Genomic DNA, 18050 nt, shown 5'->3' on the forward strand with positions numbered 1-18050 from the left:
CACGAACCCCCCGACAAGCAAGGGGCCGACGAAGTCGGTCCCCAGGTTTGGCAGTGGATTCGGGCGGTGAAGATGACCTTTCGGCCACGTCCCTGCCGCCTCGTAGAGCCTTACAAACCTCGGCCGCCGATACAACCCCCTTGGGCCAGGATTTTTTAAATCATCGGTGTCGACTAGGTCACACCACTACATCGAAGGGATTAACCCGGGGTGAGCGTTCGAGTGAAAGGTCAAAAGGCCCTTCCACTCACACAATCACACGCAGTGCACGGGGAACCCCCCGGAAGGTCACACTCCGATGTTCTCCCAGATGGTCCCCATCGACCTGAAGGGAAACAGGTTCTTCAGTCCGAAGAGTGAACGCATCGCAGTCGTGCAGGGACACGACGTGACGCCCATGTGGAGCATTACCCGTGGAGCCCAGCATCTGGGCCAGATGGCGCAATGTGGGCAGTGTTGACATCCGGGTGAGCGCGAAGAGGTCCAATCCGGTGTCATATGACGCTTGTGGACAAGGATTCAGCGGCCGGTCGCGCAAAAACGTCCACGGCACCGTGTTCTGCACTATCCCCAGGCAGATTCCCTCGATCGGGTCCCGGCCCGGCACCTCCAGCGTCAGCGGCCCGTGCTTGCGGGTGTCCCGCCCGCCGTAGAACCGGCGCAGCGCGGACCGTACGTACAGTCCGGGCGTCGCCCGCCGTCCGCCGGCCCGGCGCTTCTCCACCCGGCCTACCACCTCGGCGTCGAAACCCAGGCCCGCGCAGAACAGGAACCAGCGCTCGTCGGCCAGGCCCAGACCGATCTCCCGGCTGCGGCCGGCGCGCAGCGCCTCCAGCAGGAAACCGGTCGCCTCGACCGGATCGTTGGGCATGCCGAGCGAACGGGCGAAGACGTTGGTGCTGCCGCCCGGGACCACCGCGACCGCGGGCAACGAGGGGGCCGGCCCGGCCACGAGCAGGCCGTTGGCCACCTCGTTGACCGTGCCGTCGCCGCCCAGCGCGATCACCAGGTCCAGACCGTCGTCGGCCGCCTGCCGGGCCAGTTCCGCCGCGTGGCCCCGGTGCTCGGTGCTCACCACGTCGAGCTTGAGGTCGCCGGCGAGCGCGTGCGCCAGGACGTCCCTGGTTCGCTCACTGGTGGTCGTGGCCTTGGGGTTCACGACGAGAAGGGCGCGCATACCCTCCAGCGTATCTACCGGCGGGTAGGGCTCCCATGGGCCGGACGGGCGCACGCCCCGGTTACAGTCGTGTGGTGACCGAGAGCCCTTCCGCCCAGGACCAGTCGGACCCCGCCGGGGCCCTCCCCCTCACTTGGCGCATCTGCACCGCAGTGGTCGGCGTCGAGGCGTTCGCACTCCTCGGGTACTCCCTTTATCTGACCTTCCGGAGCGAGTTCGGCCATCCGACCAACGCGTCCGAGGGCGTCGCGATCGGCATCTACCTGCTGATCCTCGCCGCCGGGATAGTCGCCGCGTTCGTGGGCATGCTGCGCGGCCGACGCTGGAGCCGATCGCCGGCGATCACCGCCAACCTGATCGTGGTCGGCATGGGTTGGTATCTGATCAAGGCCGACCAACTGGTGATCGGCATCCTGACCATGATCGCGGGCGTGGTCACCATCGGCGCACTCGCGACACCCGGCATGTACCACGCGCTCGAAGCACGCCACCAGGCCCGCCGAGCCTGAACCCCCGCCGGCCCACCCCCCCCGGCGCGTCAGCGCCCCCGACCCACCCCCACCCCGGTGATCGACGCGCGAAGCGCGGAGAGCGGCGGAGCCGCAAGTGTGGACGGTGTGGCCCGGAGCGAAGCGGAGGGACACACCGTCCCGAGCGAGGCGCCGCTTTTTTCTCGGAGGAGCTTGCGGGGGAGAGAAAAAAGCGGTGCCTCGCGAGCCGGCGACGAAGTCGCCCAAATAACGGGTGCCTCGCGAGCCGGCGACGAAGTCGCCCAACAAAGCAACTACTCCTCGACGAGCAGGCGCTCGCGCAGCTGCGCGAGGGTGCGCGCGAGCAGCCGCGAGACGTGCATCTGCGAGATGCCGACCTCCTGCGCGATCTGGGACTGCGTCATGTTGCCGAAGAAGCGCAGCAGCAGGATCTTCTTCTCGCGCGGCGGCAACTGCTCCAGGAGCGGCTTGAGCGACTCGCGGTATTCGACGCCTTCGAGCGCGTCGTCCTCGGCGCCCAACGTGTCGGCGACGGCCGGGGAATCGTCGTCGGTGTCCGGTACGTCCAGGGACAGTGTGCTGTAGGCGTTGGCCGACTCGAGGCCCTCGAGCACCTCCTCCTCGGAGATCCCGAGTTGCACGGCGAGCTCGGCGACCGTGGGGGAGCGACCGTTGCGCTGGGAGAGCTCGGCGGTGGCCGAGGTCAGCGCGAGCCGCAGTTCCTGGAGCCGGCGCGGCACCCGCACCGCCCAGCCCTTGTCCCGGAAGTGCCGCTTGATCTCGCCGACGATGGTCGGGGTCGCGTACGTGGAGAACTCCACCCCGCGATCCGAGTCGAATCGGTCCACCGACTTGATCAGGCCGATGGTGGCCACCTGGATCAGGTCGTCCAACGGCTCGCCGCGATTGCGGAACCGGCGGGCGAGGTGCTCCACCAGCGGCAGATGCATCTCCACCAGCCGATCGCGCACCGCGGCCCGCGCGGGCGGATCCGATTCGAGCACCGCGAGTTGCGCGAACAGCCCGCGCGCGATCTCCCGGTCGTGGGCGTGGCGTTCGGAACCGGCGCGCCGCCGGTTCGGCACCGCCGGACCCGTGGATCCGGCGGATCCGGCAGGTCGAGCCGGTCCGTCCGGCCCCGCCGCCTCGACGCCACCGTCCATCGTCATGCTCGCGTCGCTCACCATGCCCTCACCCTCCCCTCGGCCGCGCCCGGCGGCCTCGTCGGGTGAGGCCGCGCTCGGCTGCGGTTCGTTGGCCGCGCCTTCAACACCACTGCTCACGTCTGCTCCGGCCCGCCACCGCGCTTCTTGTGCAGGCTGATGCTGACCACCTTGTCCTGGTCCACCGTCGCGTCCACCTCGCCGGCGAGTGCCGACAGGACGGTCCAGGCGAACGTGTCGCGCGCGGGTGTTCTGCCGTCGGTGGTCGGCGCGGACACGGTGACGTGCAGCGCGTCGCCCACCAGGTTGAACACGCAGGAGAGGACTCCGCCGGCCACCGCCTGGTCGAGCAGCATCGCGCACGCCTCGTCGACCGCGATGCGCAGATCCTCGATCTCGTCCAGAGTGAAGTCGAGCCGGGCCGCGAGGCCCGCCGTCGCGGTGCGCAGGACGGAGAGATAGGCACCTTCGGCAGGCAGTCGGACCTCGACGAAGTCCCGCTGTCCGGTGCCGGCTTCGTCCGCCGTGTGTGCGGATCGCTGGGACACCCTCACCTCCAAGGTGCTGCTGTGGGTGGCCGCCGCCGCGGGCGGTCACCACCGATGTCGGGGGAACCCCAGCGACGCTACCGCGCCGGCCGACAACTGTCGTCACCGATGCGGGAACGGGTGCGGGAACGACCGAGGCTGCTGTGTACACGACCGTACGTCACGATATGTGATTTGACGAGTACGTAGTGTACCGGAGTTTGGTAATTTCGCACCGCGAGATCACGCCGTCCATGTACATGTGCCACAGTCCGCGACTCGCCAACCCGCAAATGTCAGGTATGTCGGTCGGGCTCGGGCTCGCGGGCCCGGCGTCTGGCCCGATACAGCGCGACGTTCGTGCGCGAGGTGCAGCGGTCCGAGCAGTGCCTGCGGGAGCGGTTTGCGGACAGGTCCAGGAACACGTTCCGGCACGGGGGCGCCTGGCACACGCCCAGGCGGTCGATGCCGTGCGCGGTGAGCTGTACCGCCAGGCCCATGCCGGCTATCGCGGCGAAGCCCTCGGCCGCGCCCACCGCGTCGCCCGCCAGATGCAGGTGCCACGCGCTCGCGTCGTGGCCGGTCAGGCGCGGATGTACGGGGAACTCGGCGAGCAGGCCGTTGAGGGTGGCGACCGCGTCCGCCTCGCGTCCGGCGGCGGCGTCCACGAAGACCGCGCGCAGGCGGGTGCGGACCGAACGCAGCCGGGTCACGTCGGCGTCGGTCACCCGTGGCGGGATCCGCCGAACGGGTGCGATCAGCGCGAGCACGTCCTCAGGGGAGCGCAGCAGGTCCTCGCCGCGCGCCGGTTGTTCGGTGTTGACCAGGCGGACCGCGTGCTCGGCGTAGGAGGAGAGATCCAACGACTGCCCTTCGGTCGCGGTCGCCGCCTTCGCTCCGGGCGCGTGCTTTCCGCGCGCTGTCGCGCCCGAGGTTCGCACGGGTCGACGGGGTCGGATGTGGCGGCGGTTACTGTCAGCCTACTGCGCGTGGCGCTAGCGTCTTGGCCAGTTGCGAGAAGGGGTCTGACGCGCCATCACAAACAGGTGGTAATCGGTTCATCGCCCCGGCGCTCCGCCATTCGGGGGGTATGCCAAAATCGGCGTCACGGGTGACCCCCGTAACCTCAGCCGGATCATGTGCGCTGCACGAAGCGCCGATGTCGCTGAGGCATGCAGCCTGCGATCGCGCTCCGAGAGCTGCACTTCTACTGACAATGTCTACAAAGGGGTCACTGTGGCAGCGGAGATCATCCCCACGGACAGCACGGCGACGGACGAACTCGATCCGGTCTTCGCCCTGCACCGGGGCGGGAAAATGGAAGTTCGCTCGACCGTCCCGGTGCGCAATCGGGACGATCTGTCCCTCGCCTACACGCCCGGTGTGGCACGTGTGTGCACGGCCATCGCCGAGAACCCGGAACTCGTCCACGACTACACGTGGGTGTCCAACACGGTCGCCGTGGTCACCGACGGCACCGCGGTGCTCGGCCTGGGCGACATCGGTCCCGCCGCGTCCCTGCCGGTGATGGAGGGCAAGGCGATCCTGTTCAAGGAGTTCGCCGGCATCGACGCCGTGCCGCTCGCGCTCTCCTGCACCGACGTGGACGAGCTGGTGGACACCATCGCCCGGCTCGCGCCGTCCTTCGGCGGCATCAACCTGGAGGACATCAGCGCGCCGCGCTGCTTCGAGGTGGAGCGCCGGCTCCAGGAGCGGCTGGACATCCCGGTCTTCCACGACGACCAGCACGGCACGGCGATCGTCGCGCTGGCCGCGCTGCGCAACGCGGCCACGGTGACCGGGCGCCGGCTCTCCGACCTGCGCGCGGTCATCTCCGGCGCGGGTGCGGCGGGCATCGCGATCGCCAAGATCCTGATCGAGGCGGGCATCGGCGACCTGTGCGTGGTGGACAGCCGGGGCATCGTGCACGAGGGGCGGGACGACCTCACGCAGATCAAGCGGATGATCGCCGAGCTGACCAACAAGGCCAAGCTCAAGGGCGGCATCGAGGAGGCCATGCGCGGCGCCGACGTCTTCCTCGGGGTGTCCGCGGGCAAGGTGCCCGAGGAGGTCGTGGCGACCATGGCGCCGCAGGCGATCATCTTCGCGATGGCCAACCCGAACCCGGAGATCGACCCGGACCTGGCGCACAAGTACGCGGCCGTGGTGGCCACCGGGCGCAGCGACTACCCGAACCAGATCAACAACGTGCTCGCCTTCCCGGGCGTGTTCGCCGGCGCCCTGTCGGTGCGTGCCAAGCGCATCACCGAGGGGATGAAGGTGGCCGCCGCCGAGGCGCTGGCCGCGGTCGTCGCCGACGAGCTCTCGCCCGACAAGGTGATCCCGTCGCCGTTCGACGAGCGGGTGGCGCCGGCGGTGACCAAGGCCGTGGCCGAGGCCGCCCGGCAGGACGGCGTCGCGCGTATCTGAGCCGCGGTCCGTGGATCGGTGATCGTCCGACGGCTCCTCGCCGACCGTCCGACGACGCGATCGCATCCACGGCGACCCGTGGACGTGTGCGGTCCGCCCGACCGGGCGGACCGCACACGTCGTCAGTAGGGTGCCTCCCATGTTTGCCGTGAGCGCCGTGAGCATCGATGCCCAGGACCCCCTGTCCGGCCTCCGGCTCGGGGAGCACCCCGAGCCCGGCCACGACGGCGGGCTGCCGCCGGGGTGGACGACCGTGACCGTCAAGGCCGCGTCGCTCAACCACCACGACCTGTGGACCCTCAAGGGCGTGGGCATCACCGAGGACCGACTGCCGATGATCCTGGGCTGCGACGCGGCCGGGATCGACGAGGACGGCAACGAGGTCGTCGTGCACTCGGTGATCGGCGGCCCGGGCACCGACGAGCCCCGCTCCATCCTGACCGAGCGCTACCAGGGCACCTTCGCCGAGAAGGTCGCCGTACCGCGCTGGAACCTGCTGCCCAAGCCCGCCGAGCTGTCCTTCGAGCAGGCCTGCTGTCTGCCCACCGCCTGGCTGACCGCGTATCGGATGTTGTTCACCAACTCGGGCGTGCGCCCGGGCGGCACGGTGCTGGTCCAGGGCGCCGGCGGCGGTGTGTCCACGGCCCTCGTGGTGCTCGGCAAGGCGGCCGGCTACCGGATGTGGGTGACCGGCCGGGACGAGGCGAAGAACGCCCGGGCGATCGAACTCGGCGCCGACGCGGCCTTCGCGTCCGGTGCCCGGCTGCCCGAGCGGGTCGACGCGGTGATGGAGACCGTCGGCGCGGCGACCTGGTCGCACTCGGTCAAGAGCCTCAAGCCCGGCGGCACGATCGTGATCTCCGGCGCCACCTCGGGCGACCGGCCGGCGGCCGCGGAACTGACCCGGATCTTCTTCCAGGAGCTGCGCGTGGTCGGCTCCACGATGGGCGACCGGGACGAGTTGGCGGGCCTGCTCCGGCTGTGCGCGCACGGCGGGGTGCGACCGGTGATCGACACCGTGCTGCCGCTCACCGAGGCGCGCGAGGGGTTCCGGCGGTTGGCCCGGGGCGATCTGTTCGGCAAGATCGTCCTCACCCCTTGATCATCACGCCGGTCCGCACGTGCCCGGGTCGTCTCGGAAGGACCGCCGGATGCCGTTGTCCCGTCGCCGCGTACTAGCCCTCGGGGCCGGTACGGGGGTGGCCGCGGTGTCCGCCGGCCTGCTCGCCTCCTGTACCGGCCGGGAACTGCGTTCCGGGGGCACGCTCACGGTCGGCGTGGCCCGCCTGCCGGATGTGCTCAACCCCGTGTACGCGACGGCCGAGCCGGTGCGCTGGATCGCCGACCCCGTGGTCGAGGCGCTCTACACCTACCGGGACGACACCACGATCGGGCCGGTGCTCGCCGGGGCCGACCCGCAGATCGCGCCGGACGGGCTGAGCTGGACCATCCGGCTGCGGCCGGACGTGCGCTTCCACGGCGGGGACGCGTTCACCGCCGAACACGTGGTGGCCTGTCTGCGCCGGGTGGGCGATCCGGCGACGGCGGGCGACTGGGCGCCGTGGCTGGCGGGCCGGTTCGGCGCGATCGAGGCGCCGGACGTGCGGACGGTACGGATCGAGCTGCCGCGGCCGTTCGGCGCGCTGCGCGCCCTGCTGGCCTGCCTGCCGATCCCGCACCAGGCGACGCTGGGCGATCCGCGGGCGCTGGTGGGCACCGGGCCGTTCCGGCTCGCGGGTGCGGACGGGGCGGTGGTGGCGCTGCGGCGCGATCCGGACTACCGCGGCAAGGCGGTGCCGTTGGAGGGCATCGACTTCCGTGCCTCGGCCGACGCGGTGGCCGACCTGAAGGCGCGTCGGCTCGCGGTGTACCCGCGTCCGACACCGGACCAGGTGCGGCGATTGCGGCGGGCGGACGACACGTACGTGCAGACCGCGAGCGGGCCGGCCGACCTGGTGGTGCTGCCCAATCTGCGCCGGCCCCCGTTCGACAACGTCGCGGTGCGGCGGGCGCTGGCGTTCGGGATGGATCGCACCCGGGTGTCGCAGGAGGTGTACCGGGGCGACGCGGTGATCGGGCAGGGGCCGTTGGGGCCGGGCAACGAGGGGTGGGACCCGGAGTACACGCCGTACGGCCGCGGGGTGAGTCCGACCGCGTCCCCGAAGCCGAGTCCGAGTGCGACCGCCGGGCCGACCGTCGAGCCGGAGCGGGTCACCGCGATGTTCGGCGAGGCGCCGGTGCCGCCCGGGGTGCGGTTCACGCTGCTCGCGGTGGTCGGGGAGGCGGCGGAACTCCCGGACGTGGCACGGGTGCTGGCCGAGGGCTGGAACCGGGTCGGGTTCACCGTCACGGTCGAGCGGGTGGATCCGGCGACGTGGGTCGCGCGGCGGCGGGTCGGGGACTTCGATGTCGCGCTGGTCGATCTGCGCGGGTCCGCGTACGCGGTGGGGCGGACGGGGTTCGCGGTGTTGTCGGCGGCGGTGTCGACGAGTCCGGAGAGCACGGGGTATGTGAATCCCGAGTTGGATCGCTTGGTCGAGCAGGCCTGGGGGACGGCGGATACCGCTCGGCGGGCGACACTCACGCGGGTGGCGGGGGAGATCGTGGCGCGCGACGCGGTGGTGTTGCCGCCGGTGTATCCGAAGGTCGCGGTCGGGCGGAGTGGGCGGGTCGAGTCGGTGGACGCGCGGCAAATGGGGTTGGGGCGGGTGGGGTTGGCGACGCTCCATCGGCGTGGCTGAACTCGGTTGGGCGGGGCTGTTTGGCCTCATGCGTCGGCGGGGCTGTTTGGCCTCATGCGCCGGCCGGGCTGGTTCGCCTCAAGCGCCGGCGGGGCTGTTTGGCCTCAAGCGCCGGCGGGGCTGTTTGGCCTCAAACGCCGGCCGGGCTGATTGGCCTCAAACGCCGGCCAGGCTGGGTTGGCCTCAAACGCCGGCCAGGCTGGTTCGCCTCAAGCGCCGGCGGGGCTGGGTGGCCTCATGCCCCGGCCGGGCTGGGTGGCCCCAAGCGCCGGCCGGGCTGGGTGTCTTGCGTGAGGGCTCGGTGGGGTCAGGGTGGGGGGTCTTCGGTGAAGATTTGGCGGAGGTCGGTTATTGCGGTGATCACTACCGTGCGGGCTCGGTCGAATTGGTCGGGGGTGATGCCGGCTCGGTGGGCCAGGGGGGTCAGTTCGGTGCGGATGGTGTCGAGGATGGCTTCGAGGTCGAAGGTGTCCGTGCCGCGGGTGGGGCGGTCGGTTTCCTTGGACCAGGCGTCTTCGGCGCGGGCGCGGGCGGTGGTGGGTTCCGGGTCGGTGGCGCCGAAGCGGCGGCGTAGTTCGCGCTCCAGGTCGTGCAGGCCGGGCTTGCCGGCCAGGTCGACCAGGTTGTGCGCCAGGCCCTCGGCGAGATCGGCCATGCGCTGCGAGAAGATCGGCTCCCAGCCCTTGGGCTCGGTGCGTTCCTCGGTCGCGGCGCGGGGCGTCTTGCGGACCTCGCGGGCGGCCCGGCCCAGTTCCTCGCGCAGGTTCTGCGCCGACGTGCGCACCTCGTCCCGGATCTCCCGGGCCCGCTCGTAGACCGACTCCCGGATCTGCGCCTCCAGTTGGGCCAATTCCTCCTGGCGAGCCGCCAGTTCGTCCCGGCCGGCGGCGGTGATCCGGTAGACCTTCCGGCCGCCCTCCACGTCGTGCTCGACCAGGCCCTCCTGTTCGAGCTTGGCCAGGCGCGGGTAGACCGTGCCCGCCGAGGGGGCGTACAGGCCCAGGAAGCGGTCGTGCAGCAGCCGGATGACCTCGTAGCCGTGTCGGGGGCTCTCGTCGAGCAGCTTGAGCAGGTACAGCCGCAGGCGGCCGTGCCCGAAGACCGGGGTCATGCGATCACCTTTCCCTCCGGGGCGCGACGCAACAACGTCACAGGGCCCGATACCGAGTTGATCCGGAGCCGTCCCGAGCCCTCGCCGAGCTTGCCACTGACGTGGCTCGCGCCGAACCTGGCGCTCGTGGTCAGTTCGTCGAACACCGAGTCGACCGAGCCCGCCGCGCTGCGCACGTCCACGTGCATGTCGCCCTCGTGCGGCAGCCGTACCGTCAATTCGCCGGAGACGGTGCTCAGTTGCACGTGGCTGCGGCCGACCGCGTCCAGGTCGAGCGTCATCGGGCCGGAGACCGAGTTGGCCCGGACCCGGCCGCCGGTGCCCTCGATCACGGTGAGCGAACCGGCCACGGTCACCACCCCGAGGTCGCCGGCCATCGACTCGGCGTCCACCGACCCGGAGACGGTGTTGGCGTCGACCGTGCCGGTCAGACCGACCAGGGTCACGTCGCCGCCGATGCTGCGCACGGTGGTGTCGCCGTGCATGCCGGAGACGGTCGCGTGCGCGGAGACCACGCCGATCTCCACCGTGCAGTCCCACGGCACGGCCAGCGAGACCTCGGCGTGCCGGCGACCGAGCGCGCGCCCGTCCGCCATGAACGCCTTGAAGTCGGCCCGCCGCCGGGCGCTCTGGAACCAGTTCATCAGGTGCTTCCCGGTCAAGTCCGGGTAGGAGACGACCAGTTCGCCGCTCACCTCGTCGTGGGTCACCTGGAGCGGCGGCCCCTCGACGGCGTGCACCTCCAGGCGCGGCGGTCCGTCGGTGCCCACGACGTCGACCAGGCCGCCGATCGTGCGCACGCGGAGCACGCGCACGGGGTCGAGTGTGAGGTCCTGTGGTTCCTCGATCATCCATCGGGACATGGACCCTCCCCTTCGGGTCGGAGTGCCGAACGCGATATATCGCGAAGCTCTGTCATTCACGATATATCGCGTCTGCCGCACGTCAAGGGAACCATCGGGTCTGCTTTCCGCGTTTCTCGAAGCCGAGGGACTTCGCTCATCCGCGCGTCGTGCCCGTGGCGCGCGTGCGCGCGAGCGGGCGCGCCCGCCTACGGCATCCAGCACGGGGGCACCACGCATGCCATTCACGCTCAGCCACATCGCCGCGGTGCTGCCGCTCCAGGGCGCCACCCGTACCGGAACCACGGCCGGGGACGGGGCGGGCCGACACGGGCCGCTGATCGCCTCCGCGCTGGCCTTCGGGGCGATGGCACCGGACGTGATCCTGTTCGTGTCCCTGGACTTCCTGCCGATGCGCGCCGACCGGCAGGCCACCCACGAACTGTGGCCGGGCGTGCTGGGTCTGAACATCGCGCTCACCGCGCTGCTCGTACTCGCCTTCCACCTGCTCGCGAGACCGCTGCTGGTGCTGTGCCCGGATCGTGTCCGGGCGGCCCTGGAGGAGCCGCTCAGACCGCGCCTGCCGGGCCGGCTGTACGCCGCCGCGCGGGCCGGGCGGCCGTTCCTGCGGGAGACCCTCGCGGTCGGCGTGTGGTTCGTGGTCTCCGCGATCCTGGGCGGCCTCTCGCACATCGCGTGGGACGCCTGGACGCACCACGACGACCCGGGCGTCGCACACGTACTGCCCGAGCTGCGCCGGGAGTTCTTCGGCCTGCGGCCGGGCTACGTGCTGCTCCAGCACGTCAGCACGGTGGTCGGGCTGACCACGTGCGCGGTGTGGACGTGGCGCTGGGTGGGCCGGCTGCCGGCACGGCCGATCACGGGCCTGCGGATGCCCGTGGCCGGGCGCTGGGCGGTGCTCGGCGCGCTGGTGCTGGTCGGCGCGCTCGGCGCGGCCAAGGCGCTGCTGCCGTTCCCCGACGGGCGGGTGCCCGCCGTCGAGGTGCTCGGCTTCGGCGCGGCGACCGGCTTCGGCCGCGGCCTGGCGGTGGGGCTGGTGCTGTACGGCGCCGGCTGGGCCCTGTGGCACACCCGTACGCTCCGGCGCGCCGGCGACGCCTGACCGGGGACCCGGCGGATCGCGGCCCGGCCCGCCGACGCGCGGGCCGGGTTCGGCCCGCGCCGGGGTTCGGCTACTCGTCGTCCTCGTCGTCGTCCAGCCGGGCGAGCCAGGTCGCGAGCCGCTCGACGGGGGTCTCGAACTCGGGGTTCAGGTCCACGAACGTGCGCAACTGCTCGGCGAGCCACGCGAGGGACACCTCCTCCTCGCCGCGTCGCTTCTCCAGCTCCTCGATGCCACGGTCCGTGAAGTACATGCTCTCCGACTCCGATGTGTGTGTCCCGTGTGTGTCCGGTGGGTGTGCGGGTGCGCGGCACCCGCAGCACGCGACTCCGCCCCGGCGCGCATCGTACGCGGGCCGGGGCGGAGTCGGTGGATCAGCGAAAGCCGCGGATCAGCTCATCGCTTCCTCGACCAGACCCTGCTGCTCGGCCTCGTGCCGCTTGGCCGAACCGACCGCGGGCGACGAGGACGACGGACGCGCGATCCGACGCGGAGCCGGCAGGCCGTACTCGACCAGGTTGAGCGCGATGAACGGCCACGCGCCCTGGTTGGTCGGCTCCTCCTGGGCCCAGACCAGCTCCAGGTCCTTGCCGTAGCGGTCCAGACCGTACCGCTCCAGCTCGGCCTTGAGCTCGGCCACCGGCAGCGGGTAGAGCCGCTCCACCCGCACCAGCGCGACGTCGTCGCGACCGGCCTTGGCCCGGCCGGCGGCCAGGTCGTAGTGGAACTTGCCGGAGGACATGACCACGCGCTTGACCTTGCTCGGGTCCACCGTGGTGTCCCCGATCACCGGCTGGAACTGCCCGCCGGTGAACTCCTCGATCTTCGACGCGGCGGCCTTCAGCCGCAGCATCGACTTCGGGGTGAACACCACCAGCGGCTTGTGGTGCGGGTTGAGCGCCTGCCAGCGCAACAGGTGGAAGTAGTTGCTCGGCAGGGTCGGCGCGGCCACCGTCATGTTGTTCTGCGCGCACATCTGCAGGTAGCGCTCGATGCGCGCGGACGAGTGGTCCGGGCCCTGGCCCTCGTAGCCGTGCGGAAGCAGCAGGACCACACCGGAGTGCTGGTGCCACTTCTGCTCGGCGGAGGAGATGAACTCGTCCATGATCGACTGCGCGCCGTTGGCGAAGTCGCCGAACTGCGCCTCCCACAACACCAGCGACTGCGGCCGGGCCAGCGAGTAGCCGTACTCGAAGCCCATCGCGGCGAACTCGCTGAGCAGCGAGTCGTACACGGTGAACTTGGCCTGGTCGTCGGACAGGTGCGCGAGCGGCGTGTACTCGGCGCCGGACGTGCGGTCCACCAGGACCGAGTGCCGCTGGCCGAAGGTGCCGCGGCGGCTGTCCTGACCGGCCAGGCGCACCGGGCGCCCCTCCATCAGGAGCGAGCCGAACGCGAGCGTCTCGCCCATCGCCCAGTCGATCGTGCCGTCCTCGACCATCGCCGCGCGGCGCTGCAACTGCGGCTGCAGGCGCGGGTGCACGGCGAAGTCCTCGGGCAGCGAGACCTGCGACTCGACGATCCGCTTGACCGTCTCGTGCGGGATCCCGGTCGGGTCGATCCGCGGGAAGGCGATGTCCGCCGCGGGCGCGGCCGGGGTCGCCTGCGGAGCCTGCGGCGCGGTGGCCTGCCGGACCTCGGAGAAGACCTTCTCCAGTTGGTCCTGGTAGTCCTTGAGCGCCTGCTCCGCCTCCTCGACGGTGATGTCGCCACGACCGATGAGGGCCTCGGTGTAGAGCTTGCGCACCGAGCGCTTCTTGTCGATCAGGTCGTACATCAGCGGCTGCGTGAAGGACGGGTTGTCGGCCTCGTTGTGACCCCGGCGCCGGTAGCAGATGAGGTCGATCACGACGTCCTTGTGGAACGTCTGCCGGTACTCGAACGCGAGTTGCGCGATCCGCACGCACTGCTCGGGGTCGTCGCCGTTGACGTGGAAGATCGGCGCCTCGATCATCCGCGCGACGTCGGTCGCGTAGATGGACGAGCGGGACGAGGCCGGGGAGGCGGTGAAGCCCACCTGGTTGTTGATCACCACGTGGATCGTGCCGCCGGTGCGGTAACCGCGCAGCTGCGACATGTTCAGCGTCTCGGCGACCACGCCCTGGCCCGCGAACGCGGCGTCGCCGTGCAGCAGCAGGGGGAGCACCGGGAAGTCGGCGCCCTCCATGTCGATGATGTCCTGCTTGGCGCGCACGACGCCTTCCAGGACCGGGTCGACCGCCTCCAGGTGCGAGGGGTTCGCCACCAGGGAGACCTTGACCTGCGCGCCGTCCTCGGAGGAGAACGTGCCCTCGGCGCCGAGGTGGTACTTCACGTCGCCCGAGCCGTGCATCGACTTGGGGTCGATGTTGCCCTCGAACTCGCGGAAGACCTGCGCGTAGGACTTGCCGACGATGTTGGTCAGCACGTTCAGCCGGCCGCGGTGCGCCATACCGATCGCGACCTCGTCGAGACCGTCCTCGGCCGCGGCCGAGATGATCGCGTCGAGCAGCGGGATGGTGGTCTCGCCGCCCTCCAGCGAGAAGCGCTTCTGGCCGACGTACTTGGTGGCCAGGAAGGTCTCGAACGCCTCGGCCGCGTTCAGCCGGCGCAGGATGCGGAGCTGGTCCTCGCGGTCCGGCTTGGCGTGCGGAACCTCGACCCGCTCCTGGATCCAGCGGCGCTGGTCCGGGTCCTGGATGTGCATGTACTCGATGCCGACGGTGCGGCAGTAGGTGTCCCGCAGCACGCCGAGCACGTCGCGCAGGGTCATCAGCGCCTGGCCGGCGAAGCCGCCGACCGCGAACTCGCGCTCGAGGTCCCACAGCGTCAGCCCGTGCTCGACCACGTCGAGGTCCGGGTGCCGGCGCTGCTTGTACTCGAGCGGGTCGGTGTCGGCCATCAGGTGACCGCGGACCCGGTACGAGTGGATGAGCTCCTGCACACGTGCCGTCTTGTTGACGTCGTCCTCGTGCGTCGCGGAGATGTCCTGCACCCAGCGCACGGGTTCGTACGGGATGCGCAGCGAACGGAAGATCTCCTCGAAGAAGCAGTCTTCACCGAGCAGCAACTGGTTCATCCGGCGCAGGAACTCGCCCGACTGGGCGCCCTGGATGATGCGGTGGTCATACGTGCTGGTCAGCGTGAGTGTCTTGCTGACCGCGAGGCGGGACAGGGTGTCCGCGGACGCACCCGCGAACTCCGCCGGGTAGTCCATCGCACCCACGCCGACGATCGTGCCCTGACCGGGCATCAGCCGCGGAACCGAGTGCACGGTGCCGATGCCGCCCGGGTTGGTCAGCGAGATCGTCACCCCGGCGAAGTCGTCCACCGTGAGCTTGTTCGAGCGGGCTCGCCGGACGATGTCCTCGTACGCCTGCCAGAAGGCGAAGAAGTCCATCTCGTCGGCCTTCTTGATGGCCGCCACCACGAGCTGGCGGTCACCGTTGGCCTTGGTCAGGTCGATCGCCAGACCGAGGTTGACGTTCGCCGGCTTGACCAGGAACGGCTTGCCCTCGCGCTCCTCGTAGGAGTGGTTCATCGACGGCATCGACTTGGCCGCCTGGACGAGCGCGTAGCCGATGAGGTGGGTGAACGAGACCTTGCCACCGCGAGCGCGCTTGAGGTGGTTGTTGATCACGATCCGGTTGTCGATCAGCAGCTTGGCCGGCACGGCCCGCACGCTGGTCGCGGTGGGGATGGCGAGCGACGAGTCCATGTTGATCGCGACACGTGCCGCCGGGCCCTTGAGCTGGACGGCGTCCGGCTGCGCGGCGGGCTGCTTCTTCGCGGGCGCGGCGGCCGCCTTGGGGGCGGGTGCCTGCGCGGGCGTCGGTGCGGCGACCTTGGCGGGCGCGGCCTGGACCGGAGCCGGATCGGCGGCCGGGACGGGAGCGGGCGAAGGTGCCGCGTCCTGTACACCGCTCGTCATTATCGGGTGGCTCGGGGCCGGGGCCGGAGTCGTCGTCCCCGTCGCGGTCGACGACACTGCCGCCGTCACGGGGGGTTGCGCCGGGCTCGGCGCGGGGATGCTTCCAGAGTTGTTCGTGGTACCGCTCACTGGTGTGGGGCCGCTCGGGCTTGCCACGGTGGCTTGGCCGGCGGGCGTCGACGGCGTCGACGGCTCGCTGGGCTTGTAATCGGCGAAGAAGTCCCACCAAGCACGATCCACCGAGTTGGGATCTTGCAAATATTGCTGGTAAATCTCGTCGACGAGCCACTCGTTGGGGCCGAAGCTGGCCATCGGGTTGCTAGGGGACTGTGACGACACGGCGGCAACCGCCCTCTTCCGCTTCCTGGGGTGGTGGACAGCGGGAAACAAGGCTACGCCCTTTGACCAGTGTCGCGCAGGCCCCTCGGCCTCCGCGTCGCGTAGATCACAAACGGTTGACTGTTTAGTCGCGTTTGTTGCTTCCCGCCGTATTGGTGGTCACGGAACGTCATGTCGGGATCGTCCCGTGCAGTAAGTGTCCGATCACCCGATTACTTCGGGTCACCGGGCAGGAGCACTCGGATACGGCACCCATGGCTCGACTCGGCTACGGAAATATCACCCCCATGCAGGTCCACGGCCCAGCGGGCGATCGCGAGGCCCAGTCCGGTACCCCCGTCGGTGGACGAGCTCTCGCCGCCGCGGGTGAACCGTTCGAAGACCCGACCGCGCTCGCCGTACGGGATCCCGGGTCCCTCGTCCTGGACTTCCAGGCACAGGCTTCCGGGGCCCTCGTCGCGTCGTGCGTGCAGACTCACGGTGCCACCGAAGGGGCTGTGCCGGCAGGCATTGGCCACCAAATTGGTAACAACCTGATGCAGTCGCTCGGGGTCGGCGGTCGCGGTGAGATCGGTCGGTCGTACGTCGACCCGGAAGCGAACGTCGCTGCCCAGGGCCCCGGTCTCCTCGGTCAGCGCGGCCAGGAACGGCCCCACCGCGAACTCGCGCGCCTGGAGCGGCACGGCCCCCGAATCCAGCCGGGAAAGGTCGAGGAGTTGTGACACGAGTCGGCCCAGGCGCGCGGTCTGGGTGAGCGCGAGGCCCAGCGTGTCGGGATCGGGTTTCTGCACGCCGTCCACGAGATTCTCCAAAACCGCATGGAGCGCGGAGATGGGCGTGCGCAGTTCGTGCGAGACGTTGGCGACCAGTTCGCGCCGGTGCCGGTCCACCGCCTCCAGGTCGGCGGCCATGCGATTGAACGCGCCGGCGAGGGTGCCCACCTCGTCGCGCGAAGTGGCGCGCACCCGGCGGGAGTAGTCGCCGCGGGCCATTGCCTGAGCGGCGGCGGTCATCTCGCGCAGCGGCGAGGTCATCCCGTGCGCGAGCACCAAAGTCACCGCCAGGCACGCCAGCGAGGTGAACACGAGCATGTACCGGAACCGCACCTCGGCCCGCAGCCCCAGGATGATCAGCAGCGTCGAGACGAACACGGACGCGATCACGAGCACGCCGAGCTTGGCCTTGATCGAGCGCAGTCGATCCAGCGGCCGCAGGTTGCCGCGGCTCAGGCGCGGGCGCCGGGGCCGTGGGCGGGGCCGGGCGGGGCGCGAATCGGCGGGGTTCAGGACGGTGCCTCCAGCGCGTAGCCCACGCCGTGCACGGTCCGGATCCACTCGGCGCCGAGCTTGCGGCGCAGCGCCTTGACGTGGCTGTCCACGGTGCGTGTGCCGGACGCGTCCACCCAGTCCCACACCTCGGCGAGCAACTGCTCGCGGGAGAGCACCGCGCGCGGGCGCGAGGCGAGGCAGACCAGCAGGTCGAACTCGGTCGGGGTCAGGTGCACCTCGTCCACGCCGAGCCGGACCCGGCGCTGGGTGCGGTCGATCCGCAACCGGCCCAGGTTCAACGCGGCCTCGGGGGAGACCGCGCGGGCCGCCGCCTCGGCGCGCTCCATCCGGCGCAGCAGTACATGCACCCGGGCGACCAATTCGCGCATCGAGAACGGCTTGGTCATGTAGTCGTCGGCGCCCACCGCCAAGCCGACCAGCAGATCGGTCTCGTCGTCGCGCGCGGTCAGCATGATCACCGGCAGGCCCGGGTGCAGCGCCTGGAGTCGACGGCACACCTCCAGGCCGTCCAGTCCGGGCAGCATCACGTCGAGCACGACCAGGTCGGGCCGGGTGGTCGTGGCCGTGGTCAGCGCGGAGGGGCCGTCGGGTGCGGTGATCGCGCCGAAGCCCTCCGCCCGCAGCCGGGCGGCCACCGCGTCGGCGATCATGGGCTCGTCCTCGACCACGAGTACGAGCCGCTTTTCCCCCGTCGGGTCGGTCATACCCGCAGCCTACGTACCGTCGGCGGGCCGTGTGCGCGACTTGGTGAGGCTCCCTCGAACCGGGGAGGCCGCTACGACGTCCAGAGGAGAGAGGCAGGACCGGAGTACCCCGCGGGAGCCGGCCCCGATTGGTACTTCAGGGGGAGGATCGGTCTAACCTGATCCGTCTACCCTGGCTCAAGCGTTGCCGCCGAACACCGCAC

15 protein-coding genes are annotated in these 18050 nt (G+C 70.6%); 5 read left to right on the forward strand and 10 right to left on the reverse strand.

Annotation, left to right across the window (positions count from 1 at the left end):
- Positions 1-247 precede the first annotated feature (247 nt).
- Positions 248-1177 (reverse strand): diacylglycerol/lipid kinase family protein, encoded by a 930-nt coding sequence (locus OG948_RS23715; RefSeq protein ID WP_406298406.1) that lies wholly within the window; start codon positions 1175-1177, stop codon positions 248-250.
- 74 nt (positions 1178-1251) lie between these two features.
- On the opposite strand from OG948_RS23715, the gene OG948_RS23720 reads away from it, so the two are divergent.
- Positions 1252-1686: a hypothetical protein gene (locus OG948_RS23720; RefSeq protein ID WP_406298407.1), complete on the forward strand. Its 435-nt coding sequence runs from the start codon at positions 1252-1254 to the stop codon at positions 1684-1686.
- A 275-nt stretch (positions 1687-1961) separates the two neighbouring features.
- Here the strand turns inward: OG948_RS23720 and OG948_RS23725 are convergent, their stop codons facing one another.
- The 3 genes from OG948_RS23725 to OG948_RS23735 all read right to left on the reverse strand — a co-directional run bounded on the left by OG948_RS23725 (position 1962) and on the right by OG948_RS23735 (position 4221).
- Entirely contained in the window at positions 1962-2855 is an 894-nt protein-coding gene (locus tag OG948_RS23725) for an RNA polymerase sigma factor SigF (protein WP_406300327.1), read from the reverse strand.
- A gap of 92 nt (positions 2856-2947) precedes the next feature.
- Positions 2948-3391, reverse strand: coding sequence for an anti-sigma regulatory factor (locus tag OG948_RS23730; protein ID WP_395866188.1), 444 nt, complete (start codon positions 3389-3391; stop codon positions 2948-2950).
- Between the two features lie 263 nt (positions 3392-3654).
- The gene (locus OG948_RS23735) at positions 3655-4221 is read right to left on the reverse strand and encodes a CGNR zinc finger domain-containing protein (RefSeq protein WP_395866186.1); all 567 of its coding nucleotides are present in this window, start codon (positions 4219-4221) and stop codon (positions 3655-3657) included.
- Between the two features lie 373 nt (positions 4222-4594).
- Between OG948_RS23735 and OG948_RS23740 the strand changes: the two genes are divergently transcribed.
- From OG948_RS23740 to OG948_RS23750, 3 genes are all read left to right on the forward strand, one after another.
- Entirely contained in the window at positions 4595-5788 is a 1194-nt protein-coding gene (locus OG948_RS23740; RefSeq protein ID WP_406298408.1) for an NADP-dependent malic enzyme, read from the forward strand.
- Positions 5789-5927: 139 nt separating this feature from the next.
- Positions 5928-6890, forward strand: a complete 963-nt coding sequence (locus tag OG948_RS23745; RefSeq protein WP_406298409.1) for a zinc-binding dehydrogenase — start codon at positions 5928-5930, stop codon at positions 6888-6890.
- A 49-nt stretch (positions 6891-6939) separates the two neighbouring features.
- Positions 6940-8529: an ABC transporter substrate-binding protein gene (locus OG948_RS23750; protein WP_406298410.1), complete on the forward strand. Its 1590-nt coding sequence runs from the start codon at positions 6940-6942 to the stop codon at positions 8527-8529.
- Between the two features lie 307 nt (positions 8530-8836).
- On the opposite strand, the gene OG948_RS23755 is transcribed toward OG948_RS23750, so the two are convergent.
- Positions 8837-9640, reverse strand: a complete 804-nt coding sequence (locus OG948_RS23755) for a helix-turn-helix transcriptional regulator (RefSeq protein ID WP_406298411.1) — start codon at positions 9638-9640, stop codon at positions 8837-8839.
- On the reverse strand, positions 9637-10503 hold the full coding sequence (locus tag OG948_RS23760) for a DUF4097 family beta strand repeat-containing protein (protein ID WP_406298412.1): 867 nt from the start codon (positions 10501-10503) through the stop codon (positions 9637-9639). Before OG948_RS23760 ends, OG948_RS23755 begins: the two co-directional genes overlap by 4 nt.
- A gap of 217 nt (positions 10504-10720) precedes the next feature.
- Here OG948_RS23760 and OG948_RS23765 point away from each other — a divergent pair, with 217 nt between their 5' ends.
- Entirely contained in the window at positions 10721-11605 is an 885-nt protein-coding gene (locus OG948_RS23765; RefSeq protein WP_406298413.1) for a DUF4184 family protein, read from the forward strand.
- A 70-nt stretch (positions 11606-11675) separates the two neighbouring features.
- Here OG948_RS23765 and OG948_RS23770 read toward each other — a convergent pair whose 3' ends face one another.
- From OG948_RS23770 to OG948_RS23785, 4 genes are all read right to left on the reverse strand, one after another.
- Positions 11676-11858 carry a DUF6104 family protein gene (locus OG948_RS23770; RefSeq protein WP_020557400.1) on the reverse strand — a complete coding sequence of 61 codons (183 nt, stop codon included), beginning with the start codon at positions 11856-11858 and terminating at the stop codon, positions 11676-11678.
- A 138-nt stretch (positions 11859-11996) separates the two neighbouring features.
- The gene (locus OG948_RS23775; protein ID WP_406298414.1) at positions 11997-15827 is read right to left on the reverse strand and encodes a multifunctional oxoglutarate decarboxylase/oxoglutarate dehydrogenase thiamine pyrophosphate-binding subunit/dihydrolipoyllysine-residue succinyltransferase subunit; all 3831 of its coding nucleotides are present in this window, start codon (positions 15825-15827) and stop codon (positions 11997-11999) included.
- A gap of 239 nt (positions 15828-16066) precedes the next feature.
- On the reverse strand, positions 16067-17188 hold the full coding sequence (locus tag OG948_RS23780) for an ATP-binding protein (protein ID WP_406298415.1): 1122 nt from the start codon (positions 17186-17188) through the stop codon (positions 16067-16069).
- Positions 17137-17847 carry a response regulator transcription factor gene (locus OG948_RS23785; protein ID WP_395866170.1) on the reverse strand — a complete coding sequence of 237 codons (711 nt, stop codon included), beginning with the start codon at positions 17845-17847 and terminating at the stop codon, positions 17137-17139. The genes OG948_RS23780 and OG948_RS23785 overlap by 52 nt, the downstream gene beginning before the upstream one ends.
- Positions 17848-18050: the final 203 nt, after the last annotated feature.

Origin of the sequence: Embleya sp. NBC_00888, assembly GCF_045207655.1 — a bacterium.
Classification (GTDB): Bacteria; Actinomycetota; Actinomycetes; order Streptomycetales; family Streptomycetaceae; genus Embleya.

Bases quoted from the DNA above. Each gene is read 5' to 3' on its own strand.
- OG948_RS23715 (WP_406298406.1), bottom strand. From the start codon at position 1,177: ATGCGCGCCCTTCTCGTCGTGAACCCCAAGGCCACGACCACCAGTGAG.
- OG948_RS23725 (WP_406300327.1), bottom strand. From the start codon at position 2,855: ATGGTGAGCGACGCGAGCATGACGATGGACGGTGGCGTCGAGGCGGCG.
- OG948_RS23745 (WP_406298409.1), top strand. From the start codon at position 5,928: ATGTTTGCCGTGAGCGCCGTGAGCATCGATGCCCAGGACCCCCTGTCC.
- OG948_RS23750 (WP_406298410.1), top strand. From the start codon at position 6,940: ATGCCGTTGTCCCGTCGCCGCGTACTAGCCCTCGGGGCCGGTACGGGG.
- OG948_RS23755 (WP_406298411.1), bottom strand. From the start codon at position 9,640: ATGACCCCGGTCTTCGGGCACGGCCGCCTGCGGCTGTACCTGCTCAAG.
- OG948_RS23760 (WP_406298412.1), bottom strand. From the start codon at position 10,503: ATGTCCCGATGGATGATCGAGGAACCACAGGACCTCACACTCGACCCC.
- OG948_RS23765 (WP_406298413.1), top strand. From the start codon at position 10,721: ATGCCATTCACGCTCAGCCACATCGCCGCGGTGCTGCCGCTCCAGGGC.
- OG948_RS23770 (WP_020557400.1), bottom strand. From the start codon at position 11,858: ATGTACTTCACGGACCGTGGCATCGAGGAGCTGGAGAAGCGACGCGGC.
- OG948_RS23775 (WP_406298414.1), bottom strand. From the start codon at position 15,827: ATGGCCAGCTTCGGCCCCAACGAGTGGCTCGTCGACGAGATTTACCAG.
- OG948_RS23785 (WP_395866170.1), bottom strand. From the start codon at position 17,847: ATGACCGACCCGACGGGGGAAAAGCGGCTCGTACTCGTGGTCGAGGAC.